Annotated in this window: 20 protein-coding genes and 1 pseudogene; 3 read left to right on the forward strand and 18 right to left on the reverse strand. The window is 33.9% G+C overall.

The genetic code is table 11. The features are described 5' to 3' along the window. Nucleotides 1-16: 16 nt before the first annotated feature. The 9 genes and pseudogenes from PTA89_RS08100 to PTA89_RS10325 all read right to left on the reverse strand — a co-directional run. The gene (locus PTA89_RS08100) at nucleotides 17-763 is read right to left on the reverse strand and encodes a DUF1129 domain-containing protein (protein ID WP_003704334.1); all 747 of its coding nucleotides are present in this window, start codon (nucleotides 761-763) and stop codon (nucleotides 17-19) included. A gap of 29 nt (nucleotides 764-792) precedes the next feature. Next, a complete protein-coding gene (gene ychF / locus PTA89_RS08105; RefSeq protein WP_003701082.1) occupies nucleotides 793-1,893 on the reverse strand; it encodes a redox-regulated ATPase YchF in 1,101 nt (366 codons plus the stop codon). Between the two features lie 17 nt (nucleotides 1,894-1,910). Beyond that, nucleotides 1,911-2,105, reverse strand: coding sequence for a DUF951 domain-containing protein (locus tag PTA89_RS08110; protein WP_003704318.1), 195 nt, complete (start codon nucleotides 2,103-2,105; stop codon nucleotides 1,911-1,913). Between the two features lie 16 nt (nucleotides 2,106-2,121). After that, nucleotides 2,122-2,997 carry a ParB/RepB/Spo0J family partition protein gene (locus PTA89_RS08115; protein WP_003705499.1) on the reverse strand — a complete coding sequence of 292 codons (876 nt, stop codon included), beginning with the start codon at nucleotides 2,995-2,997 and terminating at the stop codon, nucleotides 2,122-2,124. Further along, nucleotides 2,987-3,754: a ParA family protein gene (locus PTA89_RS08120; RefSeq protein ID WP_003701079.1), complete on the reverse strand. Its 768-nt coding sequence runs from the start codon at nucleotides 3,752-3,754 to the stop codon at nucleotides 2,987-2,989. The genes PTA89_RS08115 and PTA89_RS08120 overlap by 11 nt, the downstream gene beginning before the upstream one ends. Before the next feature lie 17 nt (nucleotides 3,755-3,771). Further along, nucleotides 3,772-4,614: a nucleoid occlusion protein gene (gene noc / locus PTA89_RS08125; RefSeq protein WP_003705501.1), complete on the reverse strand. Its 843-nt coding sequence runs from the start codon at nucleotides 4,612-4,614 to the stop codon at nucleotides 3,772-3,774. A gap of 30 nt (nucleotides 4,615-4,644) precedes the next feature. Beyond that, nucleotides 4,645-5,370, reverse strand: a complete 726-nt coding sequence (gene rsmG, locus PTA89_RS08130) for a 16S rRNA (guanine(527)-N(7))-methyltransferase RsmG (protein ID WP_003705502.1) — start codon at nucleotides 5,368-5,370, stop codon at nucleotides 4,645-4,647. A 162-nt stretch (nucleotides 5,371-5,532) separates the two neighbouring features. After that, complete coding sequence (locus PTA89_RS08135) at nucleotides 5,533-6,441, reverse strand: L-lactate dehydrogenase (RefSeq protein WP_003705504.1); 909 nt, start codon at nucleotides 6,439-6,441, stop codon at nucleotides 5,533-5,535. A 78-nt stretch (nucleotides 6,442-6,519) separates the two neighbouring features. Next, nucleotides 6,520-6,735, reverse strand: a pseudogene (locus tag PTA89_RS10325) (transposase); the annotation flags it as partial. A gap of 239 nt (nucleotides 6,736-6,974) precedes the next feature. On the opposite strand from PTA89_RS10325, the gene PTA89_RS08145 reads away from it, so the two are divergent. Further along, on the forward strand, nucleotides 6,975-8,651 hold the full coding sequence (locus tag PTA89_RS08145; protein WP_324177194.1) for a glycerophosphodiester phosphodiesterase: 1,677 nt from the start codon (nucleotides 6,975-6,977) through the stop codon (nucleotides 8,649-8,651). Between the two features lie 65 nt (nucleotides 8,652-8,716). Here the strand turns inward: PTA89_RS08145 and PTA89_RS08150 are convergent, their stop codons facing one another. Next, entirely contained in the window at nucleotides 8,717-11,362 is a 2,646-nt protein-coding gene (locus PTA89_RS08150) for an HAD-IC family P-type ATPase (RefSeq protein ID WP_003705510.1), read from the reverse strand. A 365-nt stretch (nucleotides 11,363-11,727) separates the two neighbouring features. Further along, entirely contained in the window at nucleotides 11,728-12,945 is a 1,218-nt protein-coding gene (locus PTA89_RS08155) for an RNA-guided endonuclease TnpB family protein (RefSeq protein ID WP_081509958.1), read from the reverse strand. 189 nt (nucleotides 12,946-13,134) lie between these two features. Between PTA89_RS08155 and PTA89_RS08160 the strand changes: the two genes are divergently transcribed. Next, nucleotides 13,135-13,671: an LOG family protein gene (locus PTA89_RS08160; protein WP_324177195.1), complete on the forward strand. Its 537-nt coding sequence runs from the start codon at nucleotides 13,135-13,137 to the stop codon at nucleotides 13,669-13,671. 56 nt (nucleotides 13,672-13,727) lie between these two features. Here PTA89_RS08160 and PTA89_RS08165 read toward each other — a convergent pair whose 3' ends face one another. From PTA89_RS08165 to PTA89_RS08185, 5 genes are all read right to left on the reverse strand, one after another. Continuing rightward, entirely contained in the window at nucleotides 13,728-14,297 is a 570-nt protein-coding gene (locus PTA89_RS08165) for a DJ-1 family glyoxalase III (protein ID WP_201897072.1), read from the reverse strand. Nucleotide 14,298: 1 nt separating this feature from the next. Beyond that, the gene (locus PTA89_RS08170; RefSeq protein WP_113895930.1) at nucleotides 14,299-14,940 is read right to left on the reverse strand and encodes a glucosyltransferase-S; all 642 of its coding nucleotides are present in this window, start codon (nucleotides 14,938-14,940) and stop codon (nucleotides 14,299-14,301) included. 133 nt (nucleotides 14,941-15,073) lie between these two features. Beyond that, nucleotides 15,074-15,742: a class A sortase gene (locus PTA89_RS08175; RefSeq protein WP_324177196.1), complete on the reverse strand. Its 669-nt coding sequence runs from the start codon at nucleotides 15,740-15,742 to the stop codon at nucleotides 15,074-15,076. Between the two features lie 48 nt (nucleotides 15,743-15,790). After that, complete coding sequence (gene addA, locus PTA89_RS08180; RefSeq protein ID WP_324177197.1) at nucleotides 15,791-19,537, reverse strand: helicase-exonuclease AddAB subunit AddA; 3,747 nt, start codon at nucleotides 19,535-19,537, stop codon at nucleotides 15,791-15,793. 4 nt (nucleotides 19,538-19,541) lie between these two features. After that, on the reverse strand, nucleotides 19,542-23,123 hold the full coding sequence (locus tag PTA89_RS08185) for a PD-(D/E)XK nuclease family protein (RefSeq protein ID WP_324177198.1): 3,582 nt from the start codon (nucleotides 23,121-23,123) through the stop codon (nucleotides 19,542-19,544). A 107-nt stretch (nucleotides 23,124-23,230) separates the two neighbouring features. On the opposite strand from PTA89_RS08185, the gene PTA89_RS08190 reads away from it, so the two are divergent. Further along, nucleotides 23,231-23,599 carry a hypothetical protein gene (locus PTA89_RS08190; protein ID WP_324177199.1) on the forward strand — a complete coding sequence of 123 codons (369 nt, stop codon included), beginning with the start codon at nucleotides 23,231-23,233 and terminating at the stop codon, nucleotides 23,597-23,599. A 71-nt stretch (nucleotides 23,600-23,670) separates the two neighbouring features. Here PTA89_RS08190 and PTA89_RS08195 read toward each other — a convergent pair whose 3' ends face one another. Continuing rightward, the gene (locus tag PTA89_RS08195; protein WP_003705524.1) at nucleotides 23,671-24,633 is read right to left on the reverse strand and encodes a ribose-phosphate diphosphokinase; all 963 of its coding nucleotides are present in this window, start codon (nucleotides 24,631-24,633) and stop codon (nucleotides 23,671-23,673) included. A gap of 99 nt (nucleotides 24,634-24,732) precedes the next feature. Further along, on the reverse strand, nucleotides 24,733-25,980 hold the full coding sequence (locus PTA89_RS08200; RefSeq protein ID WP_324177200.1) for a glutamate-5-semialdehyde dehydrogenase: 1,248 nt from the start codon (nucleotides 25,978-25,980) through the stop codon (nucleotides 24,733-24,735). Nucleotides 25,981-25,991: the final 11 nt, after the last annotated feature.

Consider the following 25,991-nt stretch of genomic DNA (forward strand, 5'->3'; position numbering starts at 1 on the left):
TTTTTTAGTTTTAATATTAATTTTGGCTATTTCTTCTGAAGTCTGCTGGACTAATGAAGTTCAACTTCTTCTTTAAGTACCAACGAACACCATAAGCAACAACAGCAAGCACTGCATAAGCTAGTGGTGGAAGAACAACGTTAATTGTTGGTGGGATAATTGCAACAATACCGAATGCTGCTACCCATACTACCATTAAGATTGCGATCATAAAGATAATGTTTAACCAACCACGACGTTTGCTTTGGCCTGGCATCATCGCACGGTAGAAATAACCTAAACCAACACCAGCAACAATAGATGTAACAATCAATGTGATTATTCCACCATTTGCTGCATTTTGATTGCTCTTAGAGAACATACCTAAGAAAGCGTACATGATGCAGAATAAAGCTAACATCATCAATCCATTATCAAGTGATAATTCCCATAAAGTAGGCATCTTAGGTTCCTTCTTAGGACCAGCAAGAATTGCTTCAACCTTTTCATTAACTGTTCCGTATAATTTGTTAGCTACAACGCCTTGCTTTTGTTTTTCCATCAATTCATTGTACATTTCACTAACAACTTTTTCACGTTCTGCATAATTCTTTTCAGCTAACGCCTTATTTAAATGGAACATGTAGTCTTGATTACGCTTTGTTAAACCTTCAAATTTTTCATTGAATTCCATGATTTGTTTATTTTTTTGTTGAGAAACTGCTTCAGCTTGTTTCTTGGCAGCTTCTTGATTCTTTTCACGAACTGTTTTTTCTTCAGCCATCTATTTAAAAATCTTCCCTTCTTACGCTATTAGACGTTAAATCTAAATTCGATAATATCTCCGTCTTGAACTTCGTATTCCTTACCTTCAAGACGCAATCTACCAGCTTCTTTAACAGCTTGCATACTGCCGTACTTATCTAAATCATCAAAAGAAACAGTTTCTGCACGAATAAATCCACGTTCAAAGTCAGAGTGGATAACCCCTGCAACTTGAGGTGCTTTCATACCACGCTTAAATGTCCATGCACGAGTTTCTTTACCACCAGCAGTGAAGAATGTTGCTAGACCCAATAACTTGTAAGAAGCACGAATTAAACGGTCTAAACCTGATTCTTCTACACCTTCAGCTTCTAAGAATTCTTGCTTTTCATCATCAGGAAGTTCAGCAATTTCTTCTTCAGTTCTTGCAGATACAGCTAATGCTTGAGAACCTTCATCTTCTGCGAACTTCTTAACTTGTTGGTAGTATTCGCTTTGTTCTGGATCTGCCATATCTTCTTCGGCAATGTTTGCCACATATAATACTGGCTTAGAAGTCAATAAGAATAAGCCCTTAACAATCTTCTTTTCTTCATCGTTGAATTCAATACTACGAACTGGCTTACCTTCTTCAAGAACTGGCTTAATTTTTTGTAAAACTGCAAATTCAGCCACAGCATCTTTATCCTTAGTACGAGCAACTTTTTCTACTCTAGCATAACGTTTATTTACAGATTCCAAGTCAGCTAAAGTTAATTCCATGTTGATAGTATCAATATCTTCCAAAGGATCAACTTTGTTTGCCACGTGTGTAATATTATCATCGTCAAAAGCACGTACCACATGAACAATCGCGTCTACTTGACGGATATTTTCCAAGAACTTGTTTCCTAAACCTTCACCTTTGCTAGCACCTTTTACGATTCCCGCAATATCAGTAAATTCAAAAGTTGTATGTACAATCTTCTTAGCAGGAATAATTTCATCAATTCTTGCTAAACGACTATCTGGTACTTCAACCATCCCTACGTTAGGATCGATTGTAGCAAATGGATAGTTTGCCATTTCTGCTCCTGCTTTTGTAATTGCGTTAAACAATGTTGATTTACCAACGTTAGGTAAGCCAACAATACCTGCTGTTAATGCCATTTCTTAAATCACTCTTTCTAATTATTTTCTTGTTCTGCTTTTTCTAGAACTTTTTTCATACGTTTTTCAAAGTCTCGTCTAGTCATCATAATCAGACGACCACAACCAGTACACTTAATTTTAATATCTGCACCCATTCGCACAATTTCCCAGCGGTTTACCCCACATGGATGTTTCTTTTTCATTTCAACAATATCATGTAAATCGTACATCGCCCTCATCCTCTCACTAGTCTAACTTAATTTTTAAAATATCCATAATTCGATTGAAGTCATCAATACTTAAATAATCAATTTCAATCTTTCCCTTACCACTCTTAGCATTAGCTTTAACGGAAACTTTAGTTCCAAATTTTTCTTGAAGTAAGTTTTCTGTTTGCTTAATGTAAGGTTCATATGGATTAGTTTGTTTCTTAGCTTTCTTTGGCTTTTTACCATTAATTTGTGCTACTAACTGTTCTAATTGTCTAACAGTTAATCCTTCCTTAACAGTTTTTTCAGCTAATTCCATTAATTTTTCTTCATCTTTAACTGCTAATAAAGTACGAGCTTGTCCCATAGATAAGCTTCCATCTTGTAGCATTAGTTTTACTTTACCTGGTAAACCTAATAATCTCAAATAATTAGCAATATATGGACGAGATTTTCCTAGTCGCTCTGACACTTGAGTTTGAGTTAAATTCAATTTTTCCATCAAAGTGTTATAGGCTTCTGCTTCTTCTAATGGTGTTAAGTCTTCTCGTTGAAGATTTTCTAACACTGCCACTTCCATCATTTGTTCTTCGTTAAATTCACGAATTATTGCTGGAATCTCTGTCTTTTTAGCTAACTTAGATGCACGATAGCGACGTTCACCAGCAATGATTTCATATCCTTTAACTGAAGATTTACGCACAATAATTGGTTGGAAAACTCCAGATTTCTTGATTGATTTTGCTAGTTCTTCTAATGCCTCTTCATTAAAAGTCTTACGTGGTTGATAGGGATTAGGTCTAATCTCACTAATTTCAAGTTCTACCACTTGTTCATCTGGTTGTTGTTCTTCTTTAGATTCTTGGAATAAAGCATCAATTCCTCGTCCTAGTCCTTTAGATCTACTTGCCATGAGCCTTTAACACCTCCTTGGCTAATGCTTCATATTCTTCCGCACCTCGTGATCTAGGATCATAATCAATAATTGACATGCCATGACTAGGTGCTTCTGATAATCTAACATTTCTTGGAATAACTGTCTTGTATACCTTTTCTTTGAAGAATTTCTTTACTTCTTCAACAACTTGGTTACCTAGATTAGTTCTTGCATCCAACATTGTCATTAATACACCTTCAATTTGTAAATCAGGATTGAAGTGCTTTTGAACGAGTTGAATAGTATTCATCAATTGGCTTAATCCTTCCAAAGCGTAATATTCACTTTGAACTGGAATTAAAATTGAATCACTGGCTGTAAAAGCGTTGATTGTTAATAGTCCTAAAGAAGGTGGGCAATCAATTAAAATAAAGTCATACTCTTCTTTAACATCTTGGACTGCATCATACAATTTCTTTTCACGAGCCATTTGTGCTGTTAGCTCTATTTCTGCTCCGGCTAACTGAATTGTTGCCGGTACAACATCTAAATTATCGATATAAGTAGGCATGATTGCTTCTCTAATCGGTAATTCACTAACAATCACATCATACACATCATTTTCAATATTGTGTTTTCTTACACCAATACCACTTGTTGCGTTTCCCTGGGCATCAGTATCAATTAACAATACTTTTTGTCCTGCTCTAGCTAAACAAGCACCCAAGTTAACACTTGTGGTTGTTTTACCAACGCCACCTTTTTGGTTGGCAATTGCGATAACTGTTCCCATTAAACTCTGGTGCCTCCTTATTTCTTCTTTGATTTAACTGGAATATCGATAATGATTCGGTGAAATTCACCATGATCTTCTTCACTAGTTTTTAATTCGATTCCATTTTCACTTGCCAGTTTAATTGACTCTTTGATTGTATTTTCGGCTAAGCGCCAATCTAATGCTGTTCCTTTGCGATTAGTCTTCTTTTTCTCTTTTTTAACAGGTGGAGTCTTCAACTGAGCTACAATCTTTTCAGTTTCTTTGACAGATAATTTCTTATCTATAATCTTTTTTAGGATTTCTACTTGCTTCTTTTCTGGTAAAGAAACAATACTTCTACCATGTCGTTCACTGATCTTTCTTTGTAAAATGGCTCTTTGTACTAATGGAGATAACTTTAATAACCTTAATTTATTAGCTACAAAAGCTTGGCTCTTTCCAATTGCTCGTGCCAATTCTAACTGTGTAAGTTGATTTAAATCCATCAATTTTCGATAGGATTCAGCTTCTTCGATTGCAGTTAACCCTTCACGTTGTAGATTTTCAATAACTGCCATTGAAGCAGCTTCTTTTTCGTCCATTTTCTTCACAATTGCTGGAATCTTTTGCCAATTTAACTTTTTAATCGCGCGATAACGTCTTTCCCCCGCAATAATCTGATACTTATTGTCACCAATTGGCCTAACAATAATTGGTTGTAACAAGCCATGAGATTGGATAGTTTCAGCTAATTCAGCGATACTTTCTTCAGAAAAGACTTGTCTTGGCTGATCTTCATTAACTTCTACTTGTTCAATTGGTAATTCTTGAACCTTTTCTTGTGTATCGTCTTCTACTTTCTCTTCTTTTTTAGACTTAAAAAATGAAAATGCCATCCCGAATCACTCCCTTTTCGCGACTAATCTTTATTCAATCGGAGATTTCGCTGGTGTTCCTGCTTTTCTAGGGTACTTTTTAGGGGTTTCTTTCTCTTTTGCAACAACAATAATATGACGTTCATCATGAACTTGTGGTAATTCTGTAGCGTAATCTGCTATTACTTTTCCACCTAAAACTTCGATTGCTTTTTGAGCATTTTTCAACTCTTCATCTGATTTTTGTGCTTTCAAAGCTATAAATCTTCCACCAACTTTAGCTAATGGCAAGCATAATTCTGATAATACAGACATTCTAGCTACTGCTCTAGCTGTTACAAGATCATAGCGTTCACGGTGAACACTTCGTTTACCACCAAATTCTTCAGCACGTGCATGATGAAAATGAACATCTTGTAAATTTAGTTTTTGAGTTAATTCTTGTAAAAATTTAATTCTCTTATTTAATGAATCAACTATTGTAATCTTCAATTGTGGAAATGCTATTTTGACTGGTAAAGATGGGAAACCTGCTCCTGCTCCGACATCGCATAAACTCAACTCTTCTGTTTGTAAATCCTTTACTGTCAAAGCTAATAATAAAGAATCATAGAAATGCTTTAGATACACTTCATTTTTTTCAGTGATTGCTGTTAAATTCAAATTTTTGTTGGTTTCAACTAAAAATTCATAATACAGCTCAAACTGTTGCATTTGTTCATCTGTTAGATTCAATCCTTGTTCTGCTAAACTTTGACGGAATTCTTCTGGTGTCATTAAATTACTCCTTGCAAAATTTTGTGAAACACAGCATCGCTGACATGTTTCACATATCAAGTTAAGTTTAATTTATTTGTTCTAAAATTACAACCGTTATCGCAAATGCTTGCAAAAAAATAGTAGAAAACTATCTTCACGATAATTCTCTACCATTCTTTCTTATTTTAAGCTATCTAAATGTTCTTTAATATAGTTAGCAGATTGTTCTAATTTTGCTTTTTCTTCATCAGTAAGCACTAAAGGTACTACCTTTTCTACACCCTTAGCACCAACTATTGCTGGATATCCAACGTATGTTCCAACTTCTTCAACATATGTTGATACAGGTCCAAAGAAATGAGCATTTGATAATACTGCTTGTGCTAACTTAACGCCACATGTTGCAATTGCGTAAGATGTGTATCCTTTTCCGTTAGCTACCTTAAAGCCACCTTCTGCTGGTTTCTTACCTAATTCTTCTAGTTCTTCTTCTGTGAAGAATTCAGTTATTGGCTTGTTATTAACTCTAACTGTTGACCATGCTACAAATTGAGAATTACCATGTTCACCTAAGACAAAACCTTCCACATTACGTCCATCTTGTCCTAAAGCATCACCAACTACATGTTGCATTCTTGCTGTATCTAAGAATGTACCTGTACCTAACACTTGATTACGTGGTAATTCTGTTGTTTCTTGAAGGATAGAAGTAACTGCGTCACAAGGATTAGAAATATCAATAATAACACCGCTAAAACCGGATTCCTTAATCTTCTTACCTACTTCTACTGCATTCTTAGTGTTAATTTCGAACTCTGCAAAACGATTTCCAGTTCTAACACTTGCATCAATATCACCAAAGGCTGTGATAATTACATCAGCATCCTTTAATTCAGCATAATCTTGTGTCTTTATTTCTACATGGTAAGGTAGACGAGGCATTGCATCCTCAAAATCTAGTTTTTCAGCAACTACTTTTTTCTCATTTGTATCAATTAATACAAGCTCATCAGCAATTCCTTGAGAAACTAAAGTATAAGCAACTGTTGCTCCTACATGTCCTAAACCAATTACTGCCATTTTTCTCATAGAAATCTATCCTTCCTAATCATTATTTAATTTTATTATTATCAATATAGTACAACCTTTGGTAGATTGCAATAATTATTAGAAATTATTTTCATATTCGCTATAGAATACTTGAAAGGGTGTTTTCCAATTTAAACATTTTCTTGGTCTAGTGTTTAGTTTCCAAGTGATATCCAATAGTTCTTCGTCTGTGATTATTTCAAACTTTATTCCCTTGGGAATAAAACCGCGTATATCTCTATTGATACGTTCATTAGTTCCTCTTTCATGTGGGGAATAAGCATGTGTAAAATAGAAATCTACTTTATTGTAGGACTTAACATTTGGTTCCCTAAAATATGGTTTATCTTCTGAGTTGAACGAAGTTAAACTTCGTTCACTTAATGTCAGATACCATATTTTAGCCAAGTATAAAGTCCTACAAATATATTTTGGATCTTTAAAAATTAAATTTCTATTTAATTTTACAATTTACCTTTTTCAATCTTATTTCTATATATAAATGCTATAATTTAAGAAAATGTCTAAAGGTTGTGGTAGTTATCTTTCATTCATTTAAAAACTTTAAACATGGCATTTTTACGCTATGTTTATTAATTAATTTAATTGCTTGGATAGGCTTGTTTCTATTCAGAATTTTCTCAACTTTTCTTTTAGAACAAGCTGCTGTTCCATTAATTTCTTTTACCAACATAACTAATATTATTATTAAACATCCATTTGTAGCTACTGGATTAGTAATAGAGTTTATTATTTTCTTACTATTGACTTTTTGGCTAGCTACTATTGCCATCATTGGCTTTAAAATGTTGCTTACAGAGAGTTTTAATTGGGATACTCTTTTTCAAAAGTCATTAGAAGTTCTTGGTAGATATCATCTGCTAGGTGGAATTATTACTGGAGTTTATTTACTAGGATTTTTGCCATTTTTACACTTTTTATTTAAAACACCTTGGCTAAGCAATCTAACTTTAACTTCTATGGTGACCGAATTTGTATCTAGAAATCCTTTTTCTTTAGTTGGAGGGCAACTACTTTATATATGTTTGCTATATTTTTTAATTAGATTTTACCTTGTCTTACCACTCATGGTTTTGGAAAATGAAGGTATTCTTTCCTCTTTAAAAATAAGTTGGCAAACCACTAGCACTAAGAATTTCTGGAAAAAATTCTGGCTAGCTCTTATCAAAGTTTTCCTTATTACTTGGAGTGGATATCTAGTAATATTGTTACTTCAAATTATAGCCGATTGGATTTTACCAACATATAATTTACTAGCTATTAATTATGCTTTATTTAGTCTTTGGGGCATCGTTAGTTTGGGCATAAGTATAACTCTGGCTTATACAGAAGTTCAGATTACTAATCGGCGAAGAATATTCTTATTAGAATTTTTACTAATAGCTATCACCTTCACTTTGAGCTTTGCAACAGGAAAGGTTTTATTCAATCACCCTATTAATCCTGTGACAATTGCTCATAGAGGTGTTAATCAGAAAAATGGTGTACCTAATACACTTGAATCACTAAAAAAGACGATTAAGTATCATCCTGATTACATCGAAATGGATGTTCATATGACTAAAGATAATAAATTCATTGTCTTGCACGATAACAATTTGAAAAAACTAGCTGGCATTAAAGCTCATCCGGAAGATTTAACTCTAGCTGAACTTAAAAAGCTTAATGTCACAGCTAATAATCACCAGACTAAATTAACTGATTTTGACACATATCTCAAATATGCAAATCAGCATCATCAAAAGTTGTTAATTGAATTAAAAACTACTCCTAACAACGCTACTGATTTCGCTAATATTTTTGCTAAGAGATACTACGCTAATATCATTGAAAATCATCATCAACTCCACACTTTAGATTTTCAAACTTTGATGATTTTACAAAATGATATTCCGAAGGGAAATTTAAATTATCTAATGCCATATAACTTAACTATTCCCGAAGAAAATATCCATGCATATGGCATACGTTATTCAACTTTATCACCAGATTTTATGGCAATTAATCGTCAGAAACATAAATTAGTCTATGCTTGGACCCCTAATTCCAGATTGGCCATTAATAAAGCTTTGAGTTTAGGTGTCAATGGCATTGTTACTGATAATGTTTCTCAACTATATGTTGCCATTAAAGAAGCTCAACATTGGAGCGACGCTGAAAGATTATTACAAGTTTTGCTATATAGCTAAAAAGCAGTTTGCTTGAGATTTTAGGATTTTTTAGTCCTAATCTACTCAAGAAACTGCTTTTTGTATTATTTAGTTAATCGTTTCTTACCTTCCACTATGAGCAAAATCAAAATAGAAAATAGAATTACTACTACCCATTCTAATAGTGACATCGCCGTCACTTTAAATGCTACTTGCATAAATGGTGTGTATGTTAGGAATAATTGGAATAAGATCATTAATCCAATTATCCACCAAGCATGCTTATTTTCTAAGATAGCTTTACCTAGTGCAAAATCATCTGTTCGAATGCTAAAGAAGTAAAAAATCTTACTTATGACAATCATGTTAACCATCATTGTAGAGGCACTGATCTCACTGACTCCCATACTGATGAACCACTCATAAGCAATTAAGGCAAAAACTGCCATTAGAGCTGCAACAAATCCCATTTGTCTAATGTCACTCATATTCATTAACTTTTGTGACAATGAACGTGGTTTTCTATCCATCAAATCACTTTCTGCTTCTTCAAAAACAAAAGCAAATTGAATTGTAATTGCTGAAATCAAGTTGATCCACAGTAATTGTGCAGGTTGTAGCGGTACTTGTTGTCCTGTCAGGATTGAGAAAGCCACTACTAAACCTTCAGCAAAAGATGTTGGCAATAGGAAGAGAATACTTTTCTTGATATTGTCGTAAATCCTACGTCCTTCTTTGATGACAGTTGCCATTGTTGCGAAGTTGTCATCTGCCAAAATCATATCAGCAGCATCTTTAGCCACATCAGTACCTTTTATCCCCATCGCAATTCCAATATCTGCTTTTTTCAAGGCAGGTGCGTCATTTACACCATCACCTGTCATTGCGGTTACTTTCTTCTGTTCTTGTAAAGCCGTAATAATTTCTAGCTTATTTTGAGGAGTAGTTCTAGCAAAAACTTGATTTTCAAGTGCTGCCTTCTGCTTTTCTTCCTTAGTTAAAGCATCCCATTGTTGCCCAGTTATTGCTTTAATCTTACCTTTAGTTAAACCTAATTGCTTCCCAATCGCTCGAGCTGTCTCAGGATGGTCACCAGTTATCATCTTAACTGCAACACCAGCTTGATTCATCTTTTGAAGAGCTACCACTACTTCTTCTCTTGGTGGATCTTGTAAAGCTGCCATTCCTAGCCATGTGATTCCTTGGTACAAATCTTGATGGGTTACTTCTGATAATTTCTCACCTTTCACTTCTTGGTAACCCACAGCAATCACTCGTTTACCTGCTTTAGACCAAGTTGCTGCTCGATCTATCCATAGTTTTGTCTCAAAATTATTATCAGCTATTTGCGCCATTTCCAATAATTTATCTGGTGATCCTTTTACAAATATCATTTGTTGACCAGCATCGTTTTCTACCAATTTCGCAATATAACGATAGTCTGAATCAAATGGTAATAAATCTACTTCATGGTATGGACTCTTGGCATTCTTACCTTTTAATTTATGGTATAAAGTTAAGAAAGCTCCGTCAGTTGCTTCACCATTTATCTGCCACTTACCATCATGTTCAGATAAGATTGTATCATTTGCTTGATAGCCAGCTTCAATAAACTGTTCAATCTTATCAGTCATAGTTACTTCTTTCTTGTCCTGTAGAAGTTTACCTAAAGGCTCATACCCACTACCTGTTACTTGATATTTATGATTTCCTACCCATACATCGGTAACTGTCATTTCATTTTTAGTTAAAGTACCAGTTTTATCTGTGGCGATAATGTCTACTGAACCTAGAGTTTCAACTGCTGGCATCGATTTAATAATAGTCTTATGTTCACGAGCCATTTTACTTACACCAAAAGCCAGAATCACAGAAGTAGTTGCTGGTAACCCTTCTGGAATAGCACCTACTAACATCGCTACAACTGCTAAAGCTAGTGCTGGCAAGGCATATATCTTCAACATGAACCCTATTACAAAGATGATGATCGATGCGATAATTGAAATATATGATACAACTTTACCAACGCCATCAATTTCCTTAATTAATGGTGTTTTAGTTGATTTTATTTGTGAAACTTCACGAGAGATTTTACCAATTTCAGTATCATTAGCTGTTGCTACAACGATACCTAGACCACTACCTGTTGTTACAGCAGTTGAAGCATATGCCATATTAGTACGTTCAGCTAGTGGAATATTTTCTTCACTTAAAGCAACGTCACTTTTAGTTACAGAATTAGTTTCACCAGTTAAAGCTGACTCTTCTATCCTTAAATTATCTGCTTCTACAATTCTCAAATCTGCTGGAACATTATCTCCAGCTTCTAAAAACACGATATCCCCTTTAACTAAATCAGCTGCTGCAATATCTTTACGTATTCCATCGCGATAAACTGTTGCTTTTTGAGCCATTAAATTCTTAATTTTAGCTAAAGCATTAGCAGCACTAGTTTCTTGGAAATATCCTATCAAGGAATTAATAACCACTACCGCAATAATTACGATTGCGTCTGTATAATGTTTGATAAAAAGTGTCAACAGTGCCGACAACAATAGAATATATATAACTACATTATTGAATTGTCGTAAAAATAATTTCCATTTGGGAGTCTGCTTCACTTCTAAAGTATTAGGTCCGTCTGCATTTAACTTCTCTAATGCTTCCTTTGAAGTTAATCCTTGCTTGAAATTATTATTTTTATAAACGTTAGATAATTCTTCTTTCTTTATCTGATATGGTTCTTTCATAAGTTTTCCTTTCCTAATTTATGTCTTAAATCTTGCAAAATAAAAATAGTTAGGAAATTATTCACGCTTATAATACACAAAACCAAAATTTAAATTTTTTACTTTCTTTAACCTTCTTTCTTAAAATATTTTACAGTTATACTATATCATTTTTTTATCAGTAAAAATTACACTTATAAATTTCTTAATAAATAATCAACTTATTTTTAAAATGGTATAATCATCTTGTCAACTACCCCAGTCTAAAGACATGGGGCTTGTAACTCACGACCTTACGGTCAGTGGTAATAACGCAACTTCGTTGCTCCCACACTATACGTGGCTACATCATTGGGTGGTTGGCAGCACCCACTTAACTAACACGTTTACGCATTAGTTGTTAATTCAAATTTAGGTTGTTCTTGTCCACTAATATACTGAGTTCCAAGTAATTGGATATTCATAGCTCCAATACGGTCATCGTTAGAACGATAACCACAATTATCACAATGATATTCATGTTTTTCATGATTGCGATTATCTTTTTTAATAACTCCACACTTAGGGCAACGTTGAGATGTATATTTAGCAGAAACTTCAACAACTTCACTATTGTGTAAGTGTGCTTTATAAGTTAGAAATTGTTCTAATTGATAAAAAGCCCATGATTTATTTTGATTACGCAAAGCTTTAGGTAAGTCAGTACGTTCAAAAGAAACACCGTTAAGGTTTTCTAAGACAAACAAAGTATTGGCACCATATTTTTGAACAAGTGTCTTAGACAAGCAATGATTAACATCACTTATCCAACGGTTCTCTCGTCCAGATAATTTCTTTAAACGTCTTTTAGCTGACTTAGTTCCTTTAGCTTGCAAGGTGGCACGAAGTTTTTGATATTTAGCACGTTTACGCATAATTGCTTGGCCGTCAAAAAAGGCAGTCTTGCCTTGTTCATCATAACTAGTAGCTAAAAAGCGTAAACCACGGTCAAGACCGACAACGTGTTTTACAGTTTGTTTATTAAAATCAGCGACTTCCTTAGTGGCTGAAATATGTAAATACCATTTGCCACTGGATTTAAGTAATTTAGCTAAACCAAATTTCCAAGTACCGTCAAGGTACTGATTGAATCCACGACAAATAGGATCAACTTTGACACGACCATCAAGGGTGTTAATGGATAATTGACCGCTACTTAAATAAGACCAATCACGGTTACGTTGAAGGTCAACTTGTGGGCGATTAAAAGAAATTGGTTTATGTAACCAAGTCAAATCACGTACTTCACGGTACCACTCACCAGTATTTTGGTCTTGATATTTATAAGGTCTACGTGCCATTTGAGTTTTGACAGTTTTATAGCGTGCAATAACAGTTCTAATTACAGATTGAGCCATTTGTGATTTAAGACTAAATAGATTGCGCAACTTAGTATATAGTTCTTTATTTAATCTACTTTGTTTCATATCAAAATCATTATTAAAAATGTATTCAGATACATAATTACATGCTTGACGATATTGTTCCATTGTTTTAGAAAAACTCCAAGCTATTTCAGAGTTAGAAATCTTTAGTTTAGTCTTGATTGTAACTTGCATTTCCATTAGGTTCACCTCACTTTCTTCACTAACTATTATAACATAAATAGTTAGTGAAATATACCAAAGAGGAGGCAAGGGTAAAAAAGCAAGCTCTAACGAGCTTACAAGTGAGGGCTATCCCTCCAGTGGTTAAAACCACTGGTATCTCGCCCACTATGTCAATGAAATTAGCAAAGAGAGGTTGATTTTCATATGAAGAGAGTTGCTGTATATTGTGGAGCTAATCCTGGTAAAAATCCTATTTATACTCAAGCCGCAATCAATGTTGCTGATTGGTTGGCTCAACACCATTTAGACCTTGTTTATGGTGGTGGCGGAGTTGGGTTAATGAATGTATTGGCCGAAAGAGCTATTAAAAATGGTACTTATACTATTGGCATTATGCCTCAATTTTTAGTAGATAAAGAGATTGCCGCTCCACATCTAGATGAATTTTACGTTACTGATGATATGGATGAAAGAAAAGCTAAGATGCTTTCTTTAGCTGATGCTTGTTTAGCCTTACCTGGAGGTCCAGGAACATTAGAAGAAATCAGTGAAGCTTTCTCTTGGGCAAGAGTTGGCCAAAATCCTAACCCTTGTGCTTTTTATAATGTCAATGGCTATTATGACAAATTAGCTGATTTCTTCGATCACATGGTTATAGAAGGTTTCTTAACAACTGAAGATAGAAATAAACTTCTATTCTCTGATTCGCTTGAAGAAATTTATAATTTCATGACTAAATAAAAAAAATCATCATTATTTAACTAAATCAGTTGAATAATGATGATTTTTGATTTTAATTATTTTTGATCCAATAAGAAATTATAAAGCATTGCTTCACGAAGTTCGCTTGTATCGACTCCTAAAACTTCTGCTAACTTAAATGAATATGGCATAGCTGTTGCTGGTCCACGGCTAGTTACTAAACGAGCTGCTTCATCGACCACTACCATATCTTCATGGAATCTACCTTCTGCATCACCATGTTCTTGATGCATACCAGGGAACATAGTATAATCATGACCTTTAAGTAATCCATACTTAGCTAGTGCCATTGGTGCAGCACACATTGCAGCATTCCACTTACCTTGTTCAGTACGCTTAACCATTAAAGCTTGTAACTTTTCACTATCTCTTAATCTAGTTGCTCCACCCATTCCTCCAGGTAAAGTTACTAAATCATAATCTAATAATGAATCATCTAAAACTTTATCGCATTTTAATGCAATTTGATGAGCACCCATCACGTCTAAACTGTCTAATCCTACCATATCACATTGAATTCCGGCACGACGTAAAACATCGACAGGAGTTAGTGCTTCTATCTCTTCACAACCATCTGCAATTAATACCGCTACTTTCTTAGCCATATTATTTACCTTCTTTCTCTTGTGCATATAAAATACTTGCTAGGATACTTCCAACTGCTAGCACAACTGCACCCCAGACTGGAAACCATTCTTTAGCGTTATCTCCTGTTTTAGGAAAGTTATTAGTGGATTCTATCTTAGGCATTGATAATTCAGAATGTTTCTTTACATTCTTATTGCTAACTTTTACACTAGCATACTCACTAGGTTGACTTTCGTTATCAGCTACTACCACTTCAACTGAACTAGCATCTGCTTGTTGATCAGTATCTTTATCTGTATTATTAGCCTTAGAATTATCAACTGTTGCTACTACATAGACTTGCATATTTGCTTTTGAAGTAGCATTTCCCTGAACTGAACTAGAACTTCCACTAGTTGACGATACGCTAGACAATACGCTACTGGAACTGTTGGAACTAGTAGCAGAACTACTTGTTTCACGTGAAACATTTGAAGAATCTTGACTCTTAACAACTACACTTGATGATGTCTCACTTGTAGAGCTACTGCTAGAACTGCTAACATCATCAGCTTTTGCAATATTTCCACCTAATATTAATAGTAATATCATTGCTACCAACGATATCAAAGATATAATTTGTATTTTACTTTGTTTAAATATTCCCATTTTTCCTTTCATTCAGCTTCTCCTGAATTTCCCCCGATTTTTTTATTCCTATATACTAGAATAGTGCTTTATTTCATCTTTAGCAAGCAAATTAATTGCAAAAACAAACAATCTACCAGAAAATTTCTAGTAGATTACATTATTATTAATTGTTAAAATACTTCAAATTACTCTTACTTGCTGTCTCAGTACTTACCAATGATCCTTGGATGATAATTCGATTGACTTCTCCTTCTGTACCTGAAGCACAGGTTACCAATGTTACCAAGCTTTTACCAGGAACATCATCAATCCATTTAACCTGAGTTTCGTCTACAACTGCTTTCTTGGTTATCTTATATACATAAACTTTCTTCTCATCAGTTAAGTATATTTTTTTGCCAATTTTAGCCTTACTCAAAGGTCCGAATAAGATATTAGGATCTTCCATATGGTGTCCGGCAATTGCGTAATTATTTTCAGCTCCCATTTTTTCGTCAGCCTTCATTGTACCAGCTCCACGCATTAAATTATTATTATCTAATCCATAAAAAATAGGAAGCTTTAAACCGATACTTGGAATCGCAATTTTTCCAATTGCAGTTGTATCATCTTGAGTAGCCTTACTAACTCCTTTAATATCAACGGCTTTAACACTTTCAAAGTCAAAATTTCCTTTATGTTTTGTCTTAGTATCAACCGGCTTACTAATAGCAGTTTGGCTCATGTGGTTAACAACATAGCTTTTAATTTGCTCGTTAAAAATTAAAGCTAACCCTACAACCATCAAGACAACCACTATTACCCATTGCAGGACTTTCCATATTTTAGACATTTCACTCATCCTTTACTACTAGAATAGTAGTTCCATTTTACCACAACTTTAGAGAACAATGCTTTTTCCTAGATCTAAAGAATATATGATTTTTTGTGAAACTTTCTTATTCAACATGCTTTCAACCGCCATTGCATATAAGTTTAATTGTCCACGGTAATTTTCAATCAACTTATCTTCGGAAGTATGGTGGTCAGTCTTATAATCAAAGATAATAACTTCATCATCTAACTCAATTAATCCGTCGATAATACCATGAACTAAGATCGGCTGCTCTACATCATTATCTACATTACTAAATAATCTCCCAGCAGGTATAATCATCGCAAATGGTAATTCTCGTTTTACTTTATCTTTATTCTTTAGAACTGTTCTACCTAAATCACTGGCATAGAAATTCTTAATTTGATCTAGATTAATTTCTTTAGCCACTTCTGGTGTGATCAATTTATCTTCTACCAACTGCGATAATAACTGCATCAATTCTTCAAGTGTTACTTCATCATCAAGTGGTAATTTTTGCAATAGCAAGTGTGTAGCCGTCCCTACTTGTGCAGGTGATACTTTCACTTTTGTCGTCATAAACTTAGGTAATTTCAACTCGCCTTGTACATATCTATTAATTCCTTTTGGTGCTTGATCTTGCCAATCAATCTCCAAACTTTGCATCATATTATTATCCGGATCATCAAAAGCTCGTTTTAAATCCGACACAGCTTGGTAAGCAGTCGTTTTAGTTAATGATTCATTAGGATACTTACTTTGTAGAATTTTATCAATAATTCTATATTGCTTATCATTAATTTCTAAAGGCTCTTGTCCTTCTATCTTCTTAAGCTGTTGTTTTAACCATGATTCACCATTCTCGTCTAAAGTAATATTTTCTTCACGTAGATCTTGATTACTATAGAACTTAACCGCAAATTTTACTGGTAATTCACCTATATATGCCGGTTCCTTTGCATCTACTGTATCATCAACTTCTTTAAAGATCTCACTTCTTGTTAGACACATACCAATCCAGTCCATGAAGTTTCTAACTGATGCTCTAATACCTGCATTCAAAACTAAGGACTCACTTTGCGTAGCTTTCTCCCACTTACTCAAAGCTTCATTTTTATCTTTATATGAACCAACGATAAATAATTGCTGTTCTGCTCGTGTTAAAGCTACGTATAGTAATCTCATTTGTTCAGCTGCTAATTTTTTCAACGCTTGTTCACCAGCAATTACTTTCATCAAAGTGTCTGTCTTTACTCGAGTATCGGGATCAAGATAAGAAATTCCTATCCCATCATCTGCATTCAACAAATATGGTTTATTCAAATCTCCCACATTAAATTTATGAGTAGCATCCAATAAGAAAACAACTGGAAATTCCAATCCCTTACTACCATGAATAGTCATAACTGTAACCGCATCATCAGAAACTTGCGTTGTAGCTTCTGATAAATCTTTGTTTTTAGTCTGCATCTTGTTAATGAAACGCACAAATTGAAATAAACCTTTAAAGCTCATTTCTTCATATTCTGCAGCTCTTTCGTATAAAGCATGTAAGTTAGCTTGACGTTGCAAGCCACCTGGCATTCCCCCAACATAATCAAGAAAACCAGTTTCTTCATATATTTTCCAAATTAAACTTGCTAACTCATTTTGTTGAGTCATATTTCTAAATTCAGTTAATTGTTTCAAGAAAATTGCAATCTTTTCATACAAACCTTGAGCAAATGCTGAAGCTTTCTCAACTTCAAAATTATCGTAGAAACTTTCTACTGCTTGGAAATAATCACCCGTTTTATCATTAATTCTAAGATAAGCTAATTCATTTTCTTTTAACCCCACAATTGGTGAACGTAACACTGCTACTAAAGGAATATCTTGGTAAGGATTATCAATTATTTGTAAGAATGACATCATTATTTTTAATTCAGTTGTTTGGAAATAATTTTGTGCATCAGGAACAAAAATTGGTACTCCTAGACGTTTAAATTCTTCTGTCAAAATTAAGTTATTCTTACGAGTTGGAGCTAAAATTGCGATATCTCGATATTCGATTGGCCTAATAGCCCCTTGTTTCTTATCATAGATTTTTTCTCCATTTTCAACTAATTCTTTAATTCTCTTGGCAGTCATAACAATTTGACCTTGAGCTTTATTATCAATTGAAAAGTCTTCATTTACAGGTTCATCATCATTTTCTTGACTAGAATCTTCACTTTCATATACTAGAATTTCAGCTTTTACAGGTGTTTCTTCGAGATAATATTTCGCCCCATAAACAAGGCGAGCATCCTCGTCATATGCCATTTCTCCCACTTTTTCATCCATCAATTGAGAGAATATCAAGTTAGTAAATGCTGTTACATTTTCCATTGAACGGAAGTTTTCTGCAAGAATGATTCGCTCGTCATTGTTATCATCAGTTGCAAAGCTTTGATACTTCTTCAAAAATAATCCCGGATCTGCCAAACGGAAACCATAGATAGATTGCTTTACATCCCCTACCATGAACATATTGCCAGGATTCTTGTGGGCAATCGTTGTTAAAATTGTTTCTTGGAGTTGGTTAGTATCTTGGTACTCATCAACCATGATTTCTTTGAACTTATTTTTCAATCTTTCCTTAACTCGTCTACCATCAGGAGTATCAGTGTTTAGGATTTGTAGTGTCAAATGTTCCAAGTCACTAAAATCAAGTACATGTCTTCTACGTTTTTCTTTACTGAATTCTGATCCAAATTCTTTTACAACTTCACTTAAAGTTTCAACAATTTGTTTGGATTTTTGGGTTAGCTCTTTGATCTCATCTTCAGGTAAAGCGAAATATTTAACACTTAGATCTTCTATGATCTTTTTACTACCATCGCGTAAAGTCTTATTAATTCTTTCTTTTTGCTTTTTCTTATCATCATCTAGACCTCTATCAGATTTAGCGCGTTTGAACTTGAAGTTTTGTAAAGTTGTCTTTAAATTATTCCATTCCTTACATCCAACTACAAAATCTTGTAACTCATCAATTGTTGCGCAATCTTGTTCAAAAGTTTGATAGAGTTTTTCTAATCCTAGCTTATTAGCTTCATCCATTCCTTGTTTTAAATTGTCTTTCGCTAATTGAATTTGATCCAAAATATTAGGCTTTATCTTATTTTGATAGAAATTACTTTCCATCAAAGGTTGATCACCTAAATCATATTCACTTACTAAGTTATTTAACCATTCTGCTGAATTAGGATTAGCATTAGCAAATTGATAAGTTTTCATTACTAATTCACTTAAACCATCATCATTACGATCACTAGAAAAATTAACTACTAAATTTTCAAATTCTGGACTTTTTTTGCTATACCATTTTTCACGCAAATCATCCCATACATTTTCTTGTAACAACGCAACTTCAGTATCTTCTGTTAGCATTCTAAACATTGGATCTAGATTAATTACATAGTAATATTGCTTAATTATCTGTAAGCAAAATGCGTGTAATGTTGAGATATTAGCTACATTTAATTTTGATAACTGAGTTAGATATCTACGCTTTTCTTCTTCAGAGTCAGCCGTTGATAATTCCTTACGCAAAGCAATCTGAATTCTTTCTTTCATTTCTTTAGCTGCAGCTTCCGTAAAAGTTACTACTAGTAATTCATCAATACTTACTCCTTGTTTGATTTTATTAATAACACGTTCAACCAAAACTCTTGTTTTACCAGATCCAGCTGAAGCAGCTACTAAAATATTTTTCCCTGTATCTTCAATTGCTTTCTGTTGAGCAGATGTAAACTTAAATCCATTCGCCATTAGTTTAAACCTCACTTTCTGTTGAATTTTCTTGTGCTAATTTTTGGAGAATATCAGTGGTATTTTCTTTTGGTAAACGATAATATTGATTCCCTAAGAGTTCATCAAATTGCATAATCGCCTTATATGGTGAGTATTGTAATGCTGATCGTCTATCTGGCCATAGAACTGGATTTAATGCCACATCACCAGCAAGAATAAGTTTTGCGGCTTCTTGAATTAATTCTTCGTTTCGTTTTAGAAGTAACATTAAATTATCAAAAGTGATTACATTACCGCTATTCTTAACTCCTCCAAAATGACCATCTGCATATTTTCTAACAGGATATACGATAGAATTACCAGATTTTTCAATTGATGTATCTAAATTACTTAATAATTCTTGATCATCTAAAACTAAGCCATCATATTTATTTTGTTTCAACAATACTTCGCTATATGGATTTTTCAAAATATCCTTTTGCTTGATAACAGGATTTTGCAAGTGCATATAAACTGCTCCAGCTGGTTTAATCTCTTCTCCAGTATTTAAATCAAGCAATAAGTCTGTATTTTGTAACATGGCATTTAAATATGTCAACATCTGCAAAGCTAATCCATAGTAGGCATCTTGGTAATTAAATTTATGACTACTTGATTTATAGTCAACAATTCCTAAATAACGTTGATTGTCTATAATCATTTGATCGATTCGATCAATCTTTCCACGTACATTAACTTTATGACCATTACCTAAGTCATAAGTCAAAGCTTTCAAACCATTTTCTGTTCCTACGTGTCCAAACAATACTTCTGTTTCTAACGGACGCATTTTTGTTCTTTGGCCTTGGTTATGTAAAGCCCAGCCCATCTGACTTACAGTAGCTCCAAGTTGCTTCAAGATAAATTGCATTCTGTTTGAACTTTGTAAAATTTGAAATTGTGGTAATTGTTCCATGCCACCTAGAACTTGTTGAAGATATGAGTCAAACTGAGGCTTATTTATATCAGCAATTGAGACTTTATCTTGTTTAAGAGTCTTCAATAGTTTATCTAAGGCCATATGATAGAATTCACCTGTATTAGCTGGTGATAATTCAAACACGTCACGTTCTTTTAATTTCAATCCATACTTTAAGAAAAAGGCATAGTGATTTTTGAAGAATTCCTCAAATTTAGATACAGAGGTATTCAAAGTCTTACCATATAATTTTTCTGCGTATTCTGTCTTTAATCTTTCAGGAATGTTACTATATTCGATCCCTGCCATCAATTTACGCGTAAGTCTACGATAAGTAGCATCTTCTTGTAACTTCTGATAGACATATCTCCACATTACAGGTAAAGGTTGCTTTTGCCCTTTAGCTTGACGAGCTACTCCAATTAAATTGCTCAAAGCCGTCCGTTTAGTTGCCACAAATTTCAAGACTTTTTTATCTTCTAATGTTGGTTCACCATTAGCTTCATACAGTGGTAAATCAAATTGTTTCATGATGCGATTTACGTATGGAGACATTCTTAATCCATCTTCATTGACTCCAGCAACTGGATAAGAGAAGTACAATCTTTCCCTAGGTGTCATAAATGCTAAATAGTTCATAAATGGTTCTGCTGCCATTCGCCCTTCAGCAGTGTCAGATAAATATTTCTCATCATTTAGTGTTCCTTGAACTAATTCTCTATCCATATCTGTCAGTAACATTGTATTTTGAATGCGATTAGGCATTACTAAGTCCGTAGCACCAAAGATAAATGTTACTTTTCTATCATTCATTTGTGTCGCAGTTGTTTCAGAAATAATAACTTGATCAAGTGTTGATGGAACTTGGCGATAAGTAGCTCCTTCAAATCCTGTTTGTAGTAAGTTCAAGAAATCTTCTTCCTTAAATGATAGATCTCCTAAAGTATCTACATATTCATCCATTAATGCACAAAATAAGTTCCACACCTGTTCGGGACGATCTGCCATCACCATGTCACCTTGTTCTAGTGCTTGATTTCTCCAATTAATCAACTGTTCTGGAACACCATTAATAATCAAAAAGTTCATCAAGATTTGTGCCGCTTCTTTACCATTTTCGGCTTCATCTAATTGTTTGAAGAATGGTGGTAAAATTTCCTTAATATAACGACGAATAACGTTAACTTGCTTAGTTATTTTCTCTTGGATATCAGTTTGAGTACCAAAGTCAGAACTTCCAAAGCGATAATATACCCAATCATCTTTACGTAGCCATTGACTTCCTTCAAAACCAAATTTTAAGATCAAGTTTTCAGTTAAATCTAAATCTTGTCTGAATTGTTTAATTCCTAAATAACCATATTCTGTTTTGGGAATTAACAATTCAGTTTTTAAAAGCCTCATCATATCCACATAACGATAGTGACGTGCTTTCACATTGAATAAAGCTGTCAACAATTCCACAAGTGGATGATCAATCATCTTCTTAGCTAAATCCACAAAGATTGGAACCTTATAGTCATTAAAAATAGGTTCAATGATATTTCGATACTTATTCAAATCCGGCGTCAATAGCAAGAAATCTGCATAACGATAGTCTTTCAAAGCTACCATTTGTTTTATTCTTGTGGCAATTTCTCTTATTTCCGTCATTCTTGTATCAGCTTTTATGACTTGTAAATTATGATTATCCCCAATTTTTTCAACATTAATTGGTTTTAAATCTGTGGATTCTTTCCAATATTTAGCCAAGGATTGTAATTCAGGAGTTTCCACACGTAATTCCTGTGGATAAACATCATTCAGAATTTTGACCTGTGCTTTTCTAGCCTGTTGATAAAGTAAATAGTAAGTTCTCTCTGATCGATAAAATAATGACTGCTTATCACTTAAATCTTCAATATCAGTCACTCCTCGATTCAAAATCAAATCAATTCTCACTTCTTTAGCTCGTTGAAGTAAAACTGAAATTATAGCCTGTTCTTGAGCTGTGAATTGTGAAAATCCCTCGATAATAAAATAACTATTGCTTAGATCTTCATTTTGTAAGTACTGGGTCAAACTTGGCAAAATATCAGCAGGTTTTAAATACTTACTGTCCGTCATCTGCATAAAATCACGATAGATAATCGCTATATCATGTAATTTAGCTTCCAACTCTGCACTATCAGCTGTATCTTGTTGGCTTAAATTTTCTTTCATTCTTTCTATATCATCATATGTAATGCAAGATTGTTGTAGTTCTATCAATTGTGATACCAATTGAGCAATAAAACCAGGTTGTGTCTGTTCACCTTTAAAAATTGTCAATTCATCACTATGTTCTTGCAGACTACGATAAACAATCATATTCAAGCCAGCATTAGTTATTCTATTAACTTGATATGTAGCAGTATCTTTCATGAAATACCAAGCTAAACGTGTAAATGAGAAAGTCTGTACATTACTTGTCGCAAACAAGTCTTGATTATCTTGCTGGCTTTTTAAATAGTCTAATACTTTTACTTCAGCACTAAATTTATTATGGTTAGGAACTATGTAGTAAATCTTGGCTTGTGGATCTTCTGCTTGCCAGTTAGTTATTTGTTCTAGCAATACTTGACGATGATTTTTAGTAGCATCACCTAAAATAAATCCTAAACTCATAAATTTTCACCTCTCACTTTTTTATTCTCTTCCCTAGTTTATCATTTTTTTGGTCATAGCTTTAAATTGAGTTACAATAATAATAAATTCTAAGAAAGGATTTTATTATGCAACCAAAAAAACGTTATGTCCAACCTCAAACTGTACGCGAGGCTATGGAAACTATTCAAAAACTATTTAATTCTTATCGTCACGCACCTTTAACGCAAGACTTGTTAAATTATCACATCAACTTGACCAATCGCTTGCAAACTGATATTTATGTTGTTGCTTTACGCGAGAAAAATGACAAACAATTAGAAGATTTAAAGGCAATGACTGAAGCTATGCAAACTTGGACTAAAATTCGTTCTGAAAATAAACCATTTATTGGCAAAATGAAGAATTTTCGCCTAACTAGCAATAATGGTCCTAAATTTAAGCAACACGTACATAAAATAAAAGGCAATCATAGTTATCGCGGCGTTAAACATTAAAAATTAGATACAAAAACCCCATAATTGCTGGTTTTATCAACAATTATGGGGTTTTAAAGTCTATATATTAATTAAATTTCATGCTTTTGAAATAATGAATCCACTGATTTATTACTATTAATCAATGAAATAGCCTTAGCAATTGTAGGTGCTACTGATAAAACTTTCAATTGTGAAAATTGCTTTTCTTCTGGCACCTCAATTGTATCTGTTACTACAACTTCCTTATATGGAGAAACCTTCAATTCTTCTACAGCATTTCCAGAGAAGATAGGATGAGTAGCACAAGCATAGATATCTGCTGCCCCAGCTGCTTTTAAAGCTTTAGCAGCGTCTACCATCTTACCACCTGTATCAATCATATCATCATAAACAATGCAGTTATGACCCTTAACATCACCAATTACATGTGCTTCTGTTGGTTCTGCAATTCTTTCAGTTCCACGCTTATCTACAATGGCAATTGGAGCCTTTAATAATTGAGCAAGGTTACGTGCACCCTTAACACCGTTATGGTCTGGAGCAACAACTACTACATCTTTCTTCAATCCCAAATCGCCAAAGTATTGAGCTTGTACAAAAATTGCAAGTAAGTGGTCAACTGGAATGTTGAAGAATCCTTGTAACTGACCAGCATGCAAGTCCATTGCTACAACTCTGTCAGCACCTGCCATTTGAATGAAGTTAGCTAGTAACTTAGCTGTAATTGGTTCACGAGAACGTGCCTTACGATCAGAACGTGCATAACCATAGTAAGGTATAACCACATTGATTGTACCTGCACTTGCACGACGTAAAGCATCAATCATAATCATAACTTCCATAAAGTTTTCGTTAACTGGATCAGATATAGATTGAATTACAAATACATCTCTACCACGAACACTTTCGTTGATGTTGATTTGAATTTCACCGTCACTAAAGTGTTTTACGGAAGCATCACATAATTTAACACCTAAGTTATCAGCAATTTTTTGTGCCAATTCTGGATTAGAATTTAAGGCAAATAACATTATCTCCTGCTTTTCTTGCATTTCCACATTTCCTCCATGAAGGTTTTATCTAGGTTGTCAACTACTTTAATTATATACAATCAACTTTTAAACGTCAAAAAGCTTTAGAAAAATAAATAATTATTTTCTTATTTGTCCATTACCACGAATGACATATTTAGTTGAAGTTAAGGCTTCTAATCCCATTGGTCCACGTGCATGTAATTTTTGAGTTGAAATCCCAATTTCTGCACCAAATCCAAATTCAAAACCATCTGTGAAACGTGTTGAAGCATTAACATAGACACAAGCAGCGTCTATCTCGTCCAAGAATTTTTGAGAACGAGTATAGTTTTCAGTGATAATTGCCTCTGAATGTTTAGTATTATGTTCATTAATGAAATCAATTGCCTCATCAATTGAAGATACAATCTTGATTGCAATAATGTAATCATTGTATTCTGTATCCCAATCTTCAGCTGTAGCTAAAGTTGCTTTATCTCCTAAGATTTCACAAACTTTTTCATCGCCTCTAAGTTCTACATTATACTTTTGTAATTCATCAGCAATTGCTGGTAAGTATTCTTGAGCAACATCTTGGTGAATTACTAAGTTTTCAATTGCATTGCAGACAGATGGACGTTGTACTTTGGCATTTGTTGTAATTTCTACTGCCATTTTCTTGTCGGCAAATTTGTCTACATAAACATGGCAGATACCAGCACCAGTTTCGATAACTGGAACTTTAGCTGTGTTCAAAACAGTTTGAATTAAGCGTGCAGATCCACGAGGAATTAATACGTCCAAGTAATCTGTTAGTTGCATGAATTCATTTGCTAATTCATGTGATGTTTCTGTAATTACTTGTACTGCATCAGGATTAATTCCTTCTTGTTCCAAAGCTTGACGAATAACTTTAGTTATTTTTATATTCGTTTGTAAAGCTTCCTTACCACCACGTAAGATTACTGCATTTCCTGACTTAAAGCATAATGCTGAGGCATCGACAGTTACGTTAGGACGTGCTTCAAAAATCATCCCTACAACACCTAGAGGAACTCTCTTCTTTTCAATTTGGAGTCCTGCATAGTTAACCCAGCCAGCATCAATCTTACCAATTGGATCAGCTAATTGTGCAACTTGTCTTACACCTTCTGCCATCGCTGCAATTCTGTCATTATCAATCTTTAATCTATCAATGAATTTTTCAGGCATATTAGTAGCATTTTCTAAATCTACTTTGTTAGCAGCTATTATTTCATCAGCTTTTGCTAATAATTCTTGGGCTACTGTTTCTAAAACTTGATTTTTCTTTTGTTCACCCAACAAGGCTAATTGTCGAGATGTTTCTCTAGCAGCCTGTCCCATTTTATTTAAATCTACAGTCATCTATATCGCCT

Origin of the sequence: Ligilactobacillus salivarius (assembly GCF_035231985.1) — a bacterium.
GTDB lineage: Bacteria > Bacillota > Bacilli > Lactobacillales > Lactobacillaceae > Ligilactobacillus > Ligilactobacillus salivarius.

What these genes read in the sequence shown, in the direction of transcription:
- PTA89_RS08100 (WP_003704334.1), bottom strand. Translation starts at nt 763, where the DNA reads ATGGCTGAAGAAAAAACAGTTCGTGAAAAGAATCAAGAAGCTGCCAAG.
- ychF (WP_003701082.1), bottom strand. Translation starts at nt 1,893, where the DNA reads ATGGCATTAACAGCAGGTATTGTTGGCTTACCTAACGTTGGTAAATCA.
- PTA89_RS08110 (WP_003704318.1), bottom strand. Translation starts at nt 2,105, where the DNA reads ATGTACGATTTACATGATATTGTTGAAATGAAAAAGAAACATCCATGT.
- PTA89_RS08115 (WP_003705499.1), bottom strand. Translation starts at nt 2,997, where the DNA reads ATGGCAAGTAGATCTAAAGGACTAGGACGAGGAATTGATGCTTTATTC.
- PTA89_RS08120 (WP_003701079.1), bottom strand. Translation starts at nt 3,754, where the DNA reads ATGGGAACAGTTATCGCAATTGCCAACCAAAAAGGTGGCGTTGGTAAA.
- noc (WP_003705501.1), bottom strand. Translation starts at nt 4,614, where the DNA reads ATGGCATTTTCATTTTTTAAGTCTAAAAAAGAAGAGAAAGTAGAAGAC.
- rsmG (WP_003705502.1), bottom strand. Translation starts at nt 5,370, where the DNA reads ATGACACCAGAAGAATTCCGTCAAAGTTTAGCAGAACAAGGATTGAAT.
- PTA89_RS08135 (WP_003705504.1), bottom strand. Translation starts at nt 6,441, where the DNA reads ATGAGAAAAATGGCAGTAATTGGTTTAGGACATGTAGGAGCAACAGTT.
- PTA89_RS08150 (WP_003705510.1), bottom strand. Translation starts at nt 11,362, where the DNA reads ATGAAAGAACCATATCAGATAAAGAAAGAAGAATTATCTAACGTTTAT.
- PTA89_RS08155 (WP_081509958.1), bottom strand. Translation starts at nt 12,945, where the DNA reads ATGGAAATGCAAGTTACAATCAAGACTAAACTAAAGATTTCTAACTCT.
- PTA89_RS08160 (WP_324177195.1), top strand. Translation starts at nt 13,135, where the DNA reads ATGAAGAGAGTTGCTGTATATTGTGGAGCTAATCCTGGTAAAAATCCT.
- PTA89_RS08165 (WP_201897072.1), bottom strand. Translation starts at nt 14,297, where the DNA reads ATGGCTAAGAAAGTAGCGGTATTAATTGCAGATGGTTGTGAAGAGATA.
- PTA89_RS08170 (WP_113895930.1), bottom strand. Translation starts at nt 14,940, where the DNA reads ATGAAAGGAAAAATGGGAATATTTAAACAAAGTAAAATACAAATTATA.
- PTA89_RS08175 (WP_324177196.1), bottom strand. Translation starts at nt 15,742, where the DNA reads ATGTCTAAAATATGGAAAGTCCTGCAATGGGTAATAGTGGTTGTCTTG.
- addA (WP_324177197.1), bottom strand. Translation starts at nt 19,537, where the DNA reads ATGGCGAATGGATTTAAGTTTACATCTGCTCAACAGAAAGCAATTGAA.
- PTA89_RS08185 (WP_324177198.1), bottom strand. Translation starts at nt 23,123, where the DNA reads ATGAGTTTAGGATTTATTTTAGGTGATGCTACTAAAAATCATCGTCAA.
- PTA89_RS08190 (WP_324177199.1), top strand. Translation starts at nt 23,231, where the DNA reads ATGCAACCAAAAAAACGTTATGTCCAACCTCAAACTGTACGCGAGGCT.
- PTA89_RS08195 (WP_003705524.1), bottom strand. Translation starts at nt 24,633, where the DNA reads ATGCAAGAAAAGCAGGAGATAATGTTATTTGCCTTAAATTCTAATCCA.
- PTA89_RS08200 (WP_324177200.1), bottom strand. Translation starts at nt 25,980, where the DNA reads ATGACTGTAGATTTAAATAAAATGGGACAGGCTGCTAGAGAAACATCT.